This is a genomic window from Streptomyces sp. NPDC045956 (genome assembly GCF_056430705.1).
This window is the reverse complement of sequence record NZ_JBWKKZ010000020.1, coordinates 5214-18331: the sequence shown is the minus strand read 5'-3', so window position 1 is coordinate 18331 and position 13118 is coordinate 5214. Positions and strand designations below refer to the sequence as shown.

Annotated in this window: 9 protein-coding genes; 7 read left to right on the top strand and 2 right to left on the bottom strand. The window is 71.6% G+C overall.

Features of this window, described 5'->3' with window-relative positions; genetic code table 11:
• Positions 1-89: 89 nt before the first annotated feature.
• On the top strand, positions 90-1037 hold the full coding sequence (locus AC07FV_RS34360) for a bifunctional riboflavin kinase/FAD synthetase (RefSeq protein ID WP_479091650.1): 948 nt from the start codon (positions 90-92) through the stop codon (positions 1035-1037).
• Positions 1038-1115: 78 nt separating this feature from the next.
• On the opposite strand, the gene AC07FV_RS34355 is transcribed toward AC07FV_RS34360, so the two are convergent.
• Positions 1116-4652 (bottom strand): SCO5717 family growth-regulating ATPase, encoded by a 3537-nt coding sequence (locus AC07FV_RS34355; protein ID WP_479091649.1) that lies wholly within the window; start codon positions 4650-4652, stop codon positions 1116-1118.
• A gap of 460 nt (positions 4653-5112) precedes the next feature.
• Here AC07FV_RS34355 and AC07FV_RS34350 point away from each other — a divergent pair, with 460 nt between their 5' ends.
• On the top strand, positions 5113-6627 hold the full coding sequence (locus tag AC07FV_RS34350) for an outer membrane protein assembly factor BamB family protein (RefSeq protein WP_479091648.1): 1515 nt from the start codon (positions 5113-5115) through the stop codon (positions 6625-6627).
• Positions 6628-6649: 22 nt separating this feature from the next.
• Here AC07FV_RS34350 and AC07FV_RS34345 read toward each other — a convergent pair whose 3' ends face one another.
• Positions 6650-6946 (bottom strand): DUF397 domain-containing protein, encoded by a 297-nt coding sequence (locus tag AC07FV_RS34345; protein ID WP_356612659.1) that lies wholly within the window; start codon positions 6944-6946, stop codon positions 6650-6652.
• Positions 6947-7501: 555 nt separating this feature from the next.
• On the opposite strand from AC07FV_RS34345, the gene rpsO reads away from it, so the two are divergent.
• From rpsO to AC07FV_RS34320, 5 genes are all read left to right on the top strand, one after another.
• Positions 7502-7789, top strand: a complete 288-nt coding sequence (gene rpsO, locus AC07FV_RS34340) for a 30S ribosomal protein S15 (protein ID WP_356297798.1) — start codon at positions 7502-7504, stop codon at positions 7787-7789.
• A 334-nt stretch (positions 7790-8123) separates the two neighbouring features.
• Positions 8124-10343, top strand: a complete 2220-nt coding sequence (locus AC07FV_RS34335) for a polyribonucleotide nucleotidyltransferase (protein WP_479024177.1) — start codon at positions 8124-8126, stop codon at positions 10341-10343.
• Positions 10340-11719: a M16 family metallopeptidase gene (locus tag AC07FV_RS34330; protein WP_479091646.1), complete on the top strand. Its 1380-nt coding sequence runs from the start codon at positions 10340-10342 to the stop codon at positions 11717-11719. The genes AC07FV_RS34335 and AC07FV_RS34330 overlap by 4 nt, the downstream gene beginning before the upstream one ends.
• Before the next feature lie 40 nt (positions 11720-11759).
• Positions 11760-12512: a 4-hydroxy-tetrahydrodipicolinate reductase gene (dapB, locus tag AC07FV_RS34325; RefSeq protein ID WP_479091645.1), complete on the top strand. Its 753-nt coding sequence runs from the start codon at positions 11760-11762 to the stop codon at positions 12510-12512.
• A 25-nt stretch (positions 12513-12537) separates the two neighbouring features.
• The gene (locus AC07FV_RS34320) at positions 12538-12993 is read left to right on the top strand and encodes a tetratricopeptide repeat protein (RefSeq protein WP_479091643.1); all 456 of its coding nucleotides are present in this window, start codon (positions 12538-12540) and stop codon (positions 12991-12993) included.
• Positions 12994-13118: the final 125 nt, after the last annotated feature.

The window sequence follows — 13118 nt, the reverse complement described above, 5'->3', positions numbered from 1 at the left end:
CGATGCGGGCGGGAAGCGCACGGCATGGCACTCTTAGAGCTGCGTAAGAGGCATCGACTCCGACGAGTTTGCGACAAGGAGCAGACACAGTGCAGCGCTGGCGTGGCTTGGAGGACATCCCCGAGGACTGGGGACGCAGCGTCGTCACCATCGGCTCCTACGACGGCGTCCACCGCGGGCACCAGCTGATCATCCAGCACGCCGTGGACCGCGCCCGCGAGCTGGGCGTCCCCACCGTCGTCGTCACCTTCGACCCGCACCCCAGCGAGGTGGTCCGCCCCGGCAGCCACCCCCCGCTGCTCGCCCCGCACCACCGCCGCGCCGAACTGATGGCGGACCTGGGTGTGGACGCGGTGCTGATCCTGCCGTTCACGACGGAGTTCTCGAAGCTGTCCGCGGCCGACTTCGTGGTGAAGGTGCTGGTCGACCGGCTGCGCGCCAAGGCGGTCGTCGAGGGCCCCAACTTCCGCTTCGGCCACAAGGCGGCCGGGAACGTGGACTTCCTGGTCGAGCAGGGCAAGATCTACGACTTCGAGGTCGAGGTCGTGGACCTGTACGTGACCGGTGAGGCGGGCGGCGGCGAGCCGTTCTCCTCCACCCTCACCCGTCGCCTCGTCGCCGAGGGCGACGTCGCGGGCGCCGCGGAGATCCTCGGCCGACCGCACCGCGTCGAGGGCGTCGTGGTCCGGGGCGCCCAGCGCGGCCGCGAGCTCGGCTTCCCCACGGCCAACGTGGAGACGCTCCCGCACACCGCCATCCCGGCCGACGGTGTATACGCCGGCTGGCTGCACGCGCAGGGCGAGGCGATGCCGGCCGCGATCTCCGTCGGCACCAACCCGCAGTTCGAGGGCACCGAGCGCACGGTCGAGGCGTACGCCATCGACCGCGTGGGCCTCGACCTGTACGGCCTGCACGTCGCCGTGGACTTCCTGGCCTTCGTACGCGGTCAGGCGAAGTTCGAGACGCTGGACGCGCTCCTGGAGCAGATGGCCGAGGACGTGGAGCGCTGCCGCGGCCTGGTCGCGGCGGCGTCGTAGCGCCGAGCCCCTCCCCTCCCCGAGACGGCGAAGGGCGGCCGGTGCTCACGAGCACCGGCCGCCCTTCGCCGTCCGTGGCTACTGCTGGGGCGGCTGCGGAGGAGCCTGCGGAGGCGCCTGCACCTCGTGCTGACCGGGTTGCGGGTATCCGTAACCCGGCGGCTGGGCGTACGGCCCGCCCGGCTGGGGGTACGGCTGGCCGGGCTGCTGCGGATACGGCTGGCCGGGCTGCCCCGGCTCGGCGTACTGGGGGGGCATACCGGGCTGGCCGGGCATGGGCTGCTGTCCCGGCGTGGGTTGTTGTCCGGGCATGGGCTGCTGTCCGGGCATGTGATGCCCCGGCACCTGCTGGCCCGGGTAGTTCTGGCCCGGCAGCGGCGGTGCGGCGACCGGCGGCGGGTTGCCGTCGGCCGTCCACAGGCCGTGCGACTGCTGGTGGCGCACGAAGTCCTCGGCGACCATCGCCGAGAGGTTGAAGTACGCCTCCCGGACCTTGGGCCGCATCATGTCGAGGTCGACCTCGGCGCCCGCGGCCAGGTGCTCGTCGAACGGCACCACGACGACGCCCCGGCACCGCGTCTGGAAGTGCCCCACGATGTCGTCGACCTTGATCATCTTGCCGGTCTCGCGGACCCCCGAGATGACGGTGATGGACCGGGAGACCAGGTCGGCGTACCCGTGCGCGGACAGCCAGTCCAGCGTCGTACTGGCGCTGCTCGCACCGTCCACGGACGGCGTCGAAATGATGATCAACTGGTCGGCGAGGTCGAGCACCCCGCGCATGGCGCTGTACAGCAGGCCGGTGCCCGAGTCGGTGAGGATGATCGGGTACTGCTTGCCGAGTACGTCGATCGCGCGCCGGTAGTCCTCGTCGTTGAAGGTCGTGGACACGGCCGGGTCGACGTCGTTGGCGATGATCTCCAGCCCGGACGACGCCTGGGAGGTGAACCGCCGGATGTCCATGTACGAGTTGAGGTACGGGATCGCCTGGACGAGGTCGCGGATGGTGGCGCCGGTCTCGCGGCGCACGCGACGGCCGAGCGTACCGGCGTCCGGGTTGGCGTCGATCGCGAGGATCTTGTCCTGCCGCTCGGTGGCGAGCGTGGAACCGAGGGCGGTGGTCGTGGTCGTCTTGCCGACACCGCCCTTGAGGCTGATGACGGCGATGCGGTAGCAGGACAGCACCGGGGTACGGATCAGCTCCAACTTGCGCTGCCGCTCGGCCTCCTCCTTCTTGCCGCCCAGCTTGAAGCGGGAGCCGCCGGAGGCCGGACGGCTGCTCTTCGCCTTCTGCCGCTTGTTGTTGAGCAGCCGGTCCGACGACAGCTCCACGGCCGCGGTGTAACCGAGCGGCGCGGCACCGGGGTTGGTGGGCTGGCGCTGGTCGTGCTGTATCGGCTGCGGCCAGGCGGCACCGAGACGGGGGTCGATGGGCGGTTGCGGCGCCGGAGCGTGGGGGTGCTGGGGGTGCTGGGGGTGGGGCACCTGCTGTGCTTGATCCGGCTGACCGGACTGACCGGGCTGGCCTGGGTGGTGCAACGCCTGGGGGGCGTGCGCCGTTTCAGGGGCCTGTGGGGCCTGTGGGGCGTGCGGGGCTTGCGGCTGCTGAGCGTACGGGAGCGGGGGAGCCTGCGGAGCCTGGCCCTGGGGGACTTGCCCCTGCGGCTGCGGCTGCGGCTGGTTCGGCTGGGCCGGCCGGGCCGGCTGGGCCGGTGGTGTCTGTGGGGCGAAGCCCTGCTGTGCCGGGTACGGCGCGGCCTGTGAGGGCTGCGGGTTCGCCTGGGGCTGACCCTGCGGAGGTACGCCGGGCTGAGGCTGCTGCCCGTACGGTGCGGGCGTCTGGGGGAAGCCGTAACCGCCGGGCTGCACCGGAGGATGGGCCGGGTGAGTCGCCGCACCGGGCTGCGGGAAGCCGTAACCGGCCTGCGGCGCGGGCTGTCCGGGCACCTGGTCGGGCGGCACCGGCGCGGGACTCCACGCGGCGGGCGCCGGCTGGGGGGCCTGCGGCTGGAACGCCGGCTGCTGGACCGGGACGTTCGGCTGCTCCGGAGCGGCGGGGGCGGGCTGCGGCTGCGCGGGCCACTGATGCGCGGGCGCGGGAGCAGCGGGAGGGTACGACGGGGGCAGCGGCGGGACTCCACCCTGCGACGCGGGTGCCGTCTCGGCAGGCGGGGCGTCCTGCGGTTCGTCGTCCGCGGGGGTCGCGGCCTCCGCCTCGGGCCGGGCTTCCTCGAGGTGAGGCACCGCGTCCTCGGGCGCGTCCTGGGCCGGAATCCTGTCCCCGGGCTCGGGCTCGGGCTCGGCGACCTCAGCCACGGGAGCGACCGGCTCGGCCTCGACGTCCTGGGTCGGACCGCCCAGACCGGTCTCGCCCGCGCCGCTGTCCGCGGCACCGGAAACCTCGTCGGACCCCACGGACCCCACGGACCTCGCGGACTCCTCGGACTCTCCGAAGTTGTCCTCGGCCTCGCCGGAAGCGTCGGAGCCGGCGATGTCCTCCATGCTCCCCGGCCCCTCGGCCGTACCGTCCCCGTCGACTGGGTGGCCCTGCTCGCCGGATTCGGCGGGCTCGGAACCGTCAGCAGGGGCCGCACCGTCGTCGAGCCCCGGGCCGTCGTCGAGCACCGGGCCGTCGGTGAGATCCGGACCATCGGTGACCACGGACCCGTGGTCGCTCCCGGGTCCACCGAAGTCCTCCGCCGCCGCGACGTTCACGTCCGGGGCGCCTTCACCGGCCACCTCGGCAGCGACGGAGTCCTGCTCGGCCGTGACCTCGGAGCCTTCGTCCTGCCGGGCATCGTCCGCAGCGGCGCGCTCGGCGATCTCCCGCTTCAGGGCGGCCGAGGAGAAGCGCATGGTGGCGCCGCTCTCCAGATCGCCGTTGTCGGTCTCCGGCTCGTCCGCGGGCGGGGGAGCGGGGGCTTGCAGCTGGAACCCACCGGCAGGGAACGTCGGCACGGCCGTGGGCGACGCCGGGCCCTGAGCGGCGGGTACGTCCGCCTCCTCCGACTCCGGCCGCACCTGCGGTCCCGGCCGCGCATCCGGCTCGGGCCCCGCATCCGGCTCGGGCCGTGCCTGCGGCTGCTGCGGCTCGAACCCGCTCCCGATCGGCAGCCTGGGCACACCGGTCGGCCCGCCGGCAGAGGACACGGGCGGCGTGAACGGCGCAGGCGCCGGCGCTGGTGGCGTGAAGGGGGCTCCCGGAGCGGGCGCCGGGGGCGGCGGCGCGAAGGGAGGCGTGTGAGCGGGCAGGGCGGAGGGACCGCCGGACGGGTTGGCGTGCGGCGGCGGCGTCAACCCGGGCAACGGAGGAACCGGCCCACGAGGCGCGGCCGGAGCGAAAGGACCAGAGGCGGAAGCACCGGAAGCACCGGAAGCACCGGAGGGACCGGAAGAACCGGCGGCGGGCGAGGACCCGGCTCCCGAACCGCCGGCCGAGCCCGCTCCCTGCCCCTGCCCCTGGTCCGCATCGCTCGACGCGTTCTGCGTGTACCAGGCGGGCGGGGCGTAGTCGATGGTGAACTCGCCCGTCGTCTCGTTCGCGGACTCCGCGTCGGGCTGGTCGTCGCCGGGTGTCGCCCAGCCCCCGCGCATCCCGTCCCGATCGCTGCTCACAGTTCCTCCTGATGTGGTCGAGCACCCTCATACCGTGCTGGGGCGACCGTTTTTGTCGTCCGACGTTGTCCGAAGTGAAACGAGGTCGTCCGATCGTCGGCCCTCCCCGTACGACGCCGACGCCCGGGTCACGGGTTCTGGCGTCGCGCCGGGACCCAGCCTAATCACCACACGCCCCGCCCCGGCAGCCCCGTCCTCACCCCAGCATCCGCCCTGTGCGTCACAGCCTGACCCGAAGTGCCGTACCTCGTTTCCGAATCCGTGCATGCGCCATGCGACATCCACGAACAAGTCGGACAGAAACCGGACATGAGCGGTGGGGGTCGACGCCGGGTCACCCCGTGTGTGCCCGCTCGTGATCAAGGCACCGGCATAGTTAGGAGCGCCTCCCGTCATCCCATCGCGGGAACTCCCAGGAACAGGAAGAGGACCCACGCGTGAGCTTCGGCCCGCCCCCTCCATGACCCAGCCCCCGCCGCACACGGAGACCCGCGAGCCGACACGCGGCCGGAACGTGCTGACAGGCCTGCTCGCGGTCATCGGCGCCGCGGGACTGGCCTGCGGCGGTTGGCTGTTGTGGGGTACGGGCGGGGACACCGCGTCGACGGACAAGGCGCGGGCCGCGGACGCGCAGGGGCCCCTCGACGTCCGGGAGACGGTCGAGCAGCAACCCGCGAGCACCGTGGGAGAGATGGCCTTCCGCTTCTCCGTGGACGACATGGTCCCCGGTGAGCACGTGGAGATGCCGGGGATGTGGGCCACGGACCGCATCCTCGCCAAGGGCGTCAACAAGACCCTCGTCGGCATGCGGATCGGCACCGACGTCGCGCCCGGTGAGGAGGAGTGGAGGCTCGGGCTGGACGGCCCGATCTGCGGCTACACCCGCCATGTGACCGTCGACCACCGGACCGCCGTGCACTTCCGCGCGAACGATCAGGAGGAGGACGCGTACTGCAACCAGGTCGCCTTGGTCGACCTCGACGACGGCCGCCTGGTCTGGGAGGACCGCTTCCCCTACTCCGTCGCCGGTCCCGGCACGGGTATGGCCACGGGCCGCAGCAGCCAGGACCGGCCGAGCGTGACGCTGACGCACGACACGGTCGCGGTGACCTGGGGCGGCGGCACCATCGGGTACGACATGGAGAAGGGCACGAACCGGTGGGCCACGAAGGCCACCGCGCCCTGCCAGGACATGGGAGCGGCCGGCGGACGCGCCCTGCTCGTGCGCCAGCAGTGCTGGAGCACCGACGAAAGCGTGTCGGACGCGTCCTGGCAGCACGTCACGTACAAGGTGCGGAAGGTGGACCCGGTCACGGGCCGGTCCCTGTGGACGTACTCGGCCGCGAAGGGCATCCGCGATCTGCGCGTGCCGTCCAGCGAGCCGCCGGTCCTCGCCGTCGCCGGCGGCGACACCGAGATCACCGACCTGCTGTCCCTCGACGACAAGGGACGCAACCGCGCCACGGTCGGTCTCCGCAACGGCGCGTACGTCGCCGACTGCGCGTACACCGACTACCTGGTGATCGACGACTGCCCGACCGTCGCCGTCGGAGCGGGGCAGGTGTTCATCCGCAGCAAGGACCAGTCGGAGAAGCAGGTCTCCAACTGGATCATCGGCTTCGACCCGGCGACCGGGAACACCACGAAGAAGTTCGACTCGGGTCCGGGCTCCTTGCTCCAGCCGGTGCGGATGAGCGGGGACCGGCTCCTCGCCCTGCGCCTGAGCAACGACCACGTCTCGCCGAACGCGCTCGTCTCCCTGGACCCCGAGAAGGACAAGGAGACGCCGTACTTCTACTTCGACCTGCCGAGCGAGGGCGAACCGCTGACGCTGACGAACGAGAACGACGTGGTCGTCCAGGACGGGCGTATCTTCTTCGGCGCCAAGTCCGCGAACGGTCCGTCCGGCGAGCAGAAGAAGCAGTGGACCTACCTGGTCCTGGGCATCGGAAGCAGTGCGGCGGCTGGACCGTGACGGTCCCCGTCGCCCCGACGCCTCATTCCGGGCCGGCGGCTCCGTCCCGCGTCGCCGGCTCCAGATCGAACTCCCCGTCCCGCGCCCCCAGCACGAAGGCCCGCCACTCCGCCTCCGTGTACCGCAGCACGGTGTCCGGGTCGAGCGACGACCTCATGGCCACGGCGCCCGCGGGAAGGTAGGCGATCTCCACCCGCTCCTCGTGCTCCTCGGTGCCGGGCGCGCTGTGCCATTCGACGCCGGAGATGTCGAGGGAGTAGAGCTCGTCCCTCTCCCGCTCCTTGCGTGCCCGCAGTTCCCTGTCCTCGGCGTCGGCCATCGCGGCTCGGTCCTTCCTGCTGTGCCAACGAGCTGTGCGGTCACCCTACTTGCCGCGGTTCTCCCTGATCAGCGGTTTGCCGATGTAGCCGGTGCGGATGACCGGCAGGAGTGAAGGCGGTCACCCGAAGGCGGTGCCGGCGAGTCCGCCGGGCAGGACGTCACATGAGCGGGGCCACGCGAGCGGACCCGGACCCGGACCCGGACCCGAGCGCCCCATAGGATGGACCGCGACCGCGACCGCGACCGCGACCGCGACCGCGACCGCGCCCACCCCACCCCACCCCACCCGGACCCGCGTCCGGCCTCCCGGCCCCCGGCCCCCGGCCCCCGGCCCCCGGCCCCCGCACCCCCGTGGCCGGCCCGCCCGGGCCCGCGTCCAGGCCCCTCCGCCCAGGCTGGTACGCTGTGTGACGGCCGTTTGTGTACGCGCCCCCGGAGCCATGGAGCCCTGGAGGTCGCGCCCAGCGGATCCCCGCCTTCCGAGTCACGGAAGATTCCCCGAGAAGTAGACCGGGGGCACTCGGTGGGCACTCACAGACCCAGAGGAGTACGCGTGTCGCTCGACGCCGCAGTGAAGAAGCAGATCATCTCCGAGTTCGGTACCAAGGAGGGCGACACCGGCTCCCCCGAGGTCCAGGTCGCTCTGCTGTCCCGTCGGATCTCCGACCTGACCGAGCACCTCAAGGCCCACAAGCACGACCACCACTCCCGTCGTGGTCTGCTCATCCTGGTCGGTCAGCGCCGCCGGCTGCTGCAGTACCTGGCCAAGAAGGACATCCAGCGCTTCCGTGCGCTGGTCGAGCGCCTCGGCATCCGCCGCGGTGCGGCGGGCGCCAAGTAAGACGCCGTGAAGGGGGCGGTTCCCATCGTTCGGGGGCCGCTCCCTTTGCTGTACGTGCGCGGTGTCGCCACCGCTTTGTAGTGTGGTAGCAGAACAACCACACGCACGACGCACGACAAGAACGAACGCACGACAAGTACGACGCAGGACACGAACGACACGAGGAGAAGCGCGCCTCGCCGCCGCCGGTCCTCGGTAGTGGCCCCCGGGGGGCAGAACCCCGGGTGCTTCGATCGAAGACCGGCCCGCACAGGACGCAGCGCTTCTCCACCCCTGTCCCCCCGCCACACGGGCGAGGTGGGGCAAAAGACGACACGTAATGGAGAAAACGCTAGTGGAGAACGAGACCCACTACGCCGAGGCCGTCATCGACAACGGCGCCTTCGGTACCCGCACCATCCGCTTCGAGACGGGCCGCCTGGCCCGCCAGGCCGCCGGCTCCGCCGTGGCCTACCTGGACGACGACACCATGGTGCTGTCGGCCACCAGCGCCTCGAAGAACCCCAAGGACCAGCTCGACTTCTTCCCCCTCACGGTGGACGTCGAGGAGCGGATGTACTCCGCCGGCAAGATCCCCGGCAGCTTCTTCCGTCGCGAGGGCCGGCCCTCCGAGGACGCCGTCCTCACCTGCCGCCTGATCGACCGCCCGCTGCGCCCGTCCTTCAAGAAGGGCCTGCGCAACGAGATCCAGGTCGTCGCGACGATCATGGCGCTCAACCCCGACCACCTGTACGACGTCGTGGCGATCAACGCCGCCTCCGCGTCCACGCAGCTGGCCGGTCTGCCCTTCTCCGGCCCGGTCGGCGGCGTCCGCGTCGCGCTGATCCGCGGCCAGTGGGTGGCCTTCCCGACGCACACCGAGCTCGAGGACGCCGTCTTCGACATGGTCGTCGCGGGCCGCGTCCTGGAGGACGGCGACGTCGCGATCATGATGGTCGAGGCCGAGGCCACCGAGAAGACCATCAAGCTCGTCGAGGGCGGCGCCGAGGCGCCCACCGAGGAGGTCGTCGCCGCCGGTCTGGACGCCGCGAAGCCCTTCATCAAGGTGCTCTGCCGCGCGCAGTCCGACCTCGCCGCCAAGGCCGCCAAGCCGACCGGCGAGTTCCCGATCTTCCTGGACTACCAGGACGACGTCCTCGAGGCGCTCACCGGTGCCGTCAAGCCCGAGCTCACGCAGGCGCTCACCATCGCCGGCAAGCAGGAGCGCGAGGCCGAGCTGGACCGCGTCAAGGCGCTCGCCGCCGAGAAGCTCCTGCCGGAGTTCGAGGGCCGCGAGAAGGAGATCTCCGCCGCGTACCGCTCGCTGACCAAGTCCCTGGTCCGTGAGCGCGTCATCAAGGAGAAGAAGCGCATCGACGGCCGCGGTGTCACCGACATCCGCACCCTGGCCGCCGAGGTCGAGGCCATCCCGCGCGTCCACGGCTCCGCCCTGTTCGAGCGTGGCGAGACCCAGATCCTGGGCGTCACCACCCTCAACATGCTCCGCATGGAGCAGCAGCTGGACACGCTGTCGCCGGTGACGCGCAAGCGCTACATGCACAACTACAACTTCCCGCCGTACTCCGTCGGTGAGACCGGCCGCGTCGGCTCCCCGAAGCGCCGCGAGATCGGCCACGGCGCCCTCGCCGAGCGCGCCATCGTGCCGGTGCTGCCGACGCGCGAGGAGTTCCCCTACGCGATCCGCCAGGTGTCCGAGGCCCTCGGCTCCAACGGCTCGACGTCCATGGGCTCCGTCTGCGCCTCCACCATGTCGCTGCTGAACGCCGGTGTGCCGCTGAAGGCCCCCGTCGCCGGTATCGCCATGGGCCTGATCTCCCAGGAGATCAACGGCGAGACGCACTACGTCGCCCTCACCGACATCCTCGGTGCGGAGGACGCCTTCGGCGACATGGACTTCAAGGTCGCCGGCACCAAGGAGTTCGTGACCGCCCTCCAGCTGGACACCAAGCTGGACGGCATCCCCGCCTCCGTCCTGGCCGCCGCCCTCAAGCAGGCCCGTGACGCCCGCCTCCACATCCTCGACGTGATGATGGAAGCGATCGACACGCCGGACGAGATGTCCCCGAACGCCCCGCGGATCATCACGGTCAAGATCCCCGTGGACAAGATCGGTGAGGTCATCGGCCCCAAGGGCAAGATGATCAACCAGATCCAGGAGGACACGGGCGCCGACATCACGATCGAGGATGACGGCACCATCTACATCGGTGCCGCCCAGGGCTCGCAGGCCGAGGCCGCCCGCGCCACGATCAACGGCATCGCCAACCCGACCATGCCCGAGGTCGGCGAGCGCTACCTGGGCACGGTCGTCAAGACGACCACCTTCGGCGCGTTCGTCTCCCTGCTGCCCGGCAAGGACGGACTGCTGCACATCTCGCAGATCCGCAAGCTCGCCGGCGGCAAGCGCGTCGAGAACGTCGAGGACGTGCTCGGCGTGGGCGCCAAGGTCCAGGTCGAGATCGCCGAGATCGACTCCCGCGGCAAGCTCTCCCTGATCCCCGTGATCGAGGGCGAAGCAGGCGACGACGACAAGAAGGACGACGCCGACCAGTGACGTCCCGTAGCGCCAAGGCGACGGCCCGCACCTCCTCGGAGGCGCGGGCCGTCGCCCGTACCCAAACCCTGATCAAGGGCGAGCACGGCACCGGTACGGTCCGCAAGACCACCCTCCCGGGCGGCCTGCGCATCGTCACCGAGACCCTCCCCTCGGTCCGCTCGGCGACCTTCGGCATCTGGGCGCACGTCGGCTCCCGCGACGAGACCCCGGCCCTGAACGGCGCCACCCACTACCTGGAGCACCTGCTCTTCAAGGGAACACGGGGGCGCAGCGCCCTGGACATCTCCTCCGCCCTCGACGCGGTCGGCGGCGAGATGAACGCGTTCACGGCGAAGGAGTACACGTGCTACTACGCCCGTGTCCTCGACACCGACCTGCCGCTCGCCATCGACGTGGTCTGCGACATGCTGACCGGCTCGCTCATCCGCGAGGAGGACGTCGACGTCGAGCGCGGCGCGATTCTCGAGGAGATCGCGATGACCGAGGACGACCCGGGCGACTGCGTGCACGACCTGTTCGCGCACACCATGTTCGGCGACAACGCGCTGGGCCGCCCCGTCCTCGGCACCGTCGACACGGTCAACGCCCTCACCGCCGACCGCATCCGCCGCTTCTACAAGAAGCACTACGACCCCACCCACCTGGTGGTCGCCGCGGCCGGCAACGTCGACCACAACAAGGTCGTACGGCAGGTCCGCGCCGCCTTCGAGAAGGCCGGCGCCTTCCGCGAACCGGTGGCCGCCCCCGTCGCCCCGCGCGACGGCCGCCGCACCCTGCGCACCGCCGGGCGCGTCGAGCTGATCGGCCGCAAGACCGAGCAGGCCCACGTCATCCTCGGCATGCCGGGGCTGGCCCGCACCGACGAGCGCCGCTGGGCGCTGGGCGTCCTCAACACCGCCCTCGGCGGCGGCATGTCCTCCCGCCTCTTCCAGGAGGTACGGGAGAAGCGCGGCCTGGCCTACAGCGTGTACTCGTACACCTCGGGCTTCGCCGACTGCGGCCTCTTCGGCGTCTACGCGGGATGCCGGCCCTCCCAGGTGCACGACGTGCTGAAGATCTGCCGCGACGAGCTGGACCACGTCGCCGAGCACGGCCTCACCGACGAGGAGATCGGCCGTGCCGTCGGCCAGCTCCGGGGCTCCACGGTCCTCGGCCTGGAGGACACCGGCGCGCTGATGAACCGTATCGGCAAGAGCGAGCTGTGCTGGGGCGAGCAGATGTCGGTCGACGACATGCTCGCCCGGATAGCCTCGGTCACGCCGGACGACGTCCGCGCGGTCGCCCGCGACGTCCTGGGCAGGCGGCCCTCCCTGTCGGTCATCGGCCCGCTGAAGGACAAGCAGGCGTCCCGGCTGCACGACGTCGTCGCCTGACACTGGCGGCCCCGACACTCCCGGTAAGGAAGCGAACAACATGAGCAAGCTGCGCGTGGCCGTCCTCGGTGCCAAGGGCCGGATCGGCGCCGAGGCGGTGCGGGCGGTCGAGGCCGCCGAGGACATGGAGCTGGTGGCCGCCCTGGGCCGCGGCGACAGCCTGGACACGCTGGCCGAGTCCGGCACCCAGGTCGCCGTCGAGCTGACCACCCCGGACTCGGTGATGGACAACCTCGACTACTGCGTACGCCACGGCATCCACGCCGTCGTCGGTACGACCGGCTGGACCGACGAACGCCTCGCCCGGCTGACGGGCTGGCTCGACGGCTCCCCGGAGACCGGCGTGCTCATCGCGCCCAACTTCTCCATCGGCGCCGTACTCACCATGAGGTTCGCGCAGATCGCCGCCCCGTACTTCGAGTCCGTCGAGGTCGTCGAGCTGCACCACCCGAACAAGGTGGACGCCCCCAGCGGCACCGCCACCCGCACGGCCCAGCTGATCGCCCAGGCCCGGCAGAAGGCAGGCTCCGCTCCGGCGCCCGACGCCACTGCCACGGCCCTGGACGGCGCCCGCGGCGCGGACGTCGACGGTGTCCCGGTGCACGCGATCCGCCTGCGGGGGCTGCTGGCCCACCAGGAGGTCCTGCTCGGCGGCGAGGGCGAGACCCTCACCGTCCGGCACGACTCCCTGCACCACAGCAGCTTCATGCCGGGCATCCTGCTGGGCGCCCGCCGGGTGGTGACCACTCCGGGCCTGACCTTCGGCCTGGAACACTTCCTGGACCTGAACTGAGACCCGGACCGAGCTACAGCCCCTCATGCGCGCGAAAATCTCCTACGCCCTCACGGCCGCCGTCCTGGTCTTCTACTTCGCCCTGGTCGGCAGCCGCGGTGTGATGCTGATCGGCACCGGCACCGTCCTCACCGTGACCTTCGGGATCGCGGTGCTGATCCTGCCGGTGATCGGCGTGTGGTTCCTCTGGAAGAACACGCAGTTCGTCCGCCGGGCCAACGCCCTCGCCGCCGAACTCGACGCCGAGGGCGGACTGCCCGTCGACGAACTGACGCGCACCCCCAGCGGCCGGGTGGACCGGGACTCCGCCGACGCGGTCTTCGCTCTGCGCAAGGCCGAGACGGAGGACGCCCCCGGCGACTGGCGGAGCTGGTTCCGCCTGGCCGTCGCCTACCACGACGCCCGCGACACCCCCCGCGCCCGCAAGGCGATGCAGCGGGCGATCGCCCTGCACGACGGCAAGCCGGTCGAGACGGCCTGACCGCTCGGGACGCCGACGACAGGGGCTGGGGGGGGGGGGGGGGGGGGGGGGGGGGGGGGAGAGAGGGGGGGGGGGGGGGGGGGGGGGGGCGAGCCCCCAGAGGAAGAAAGCGGCGGGGGGGGAAA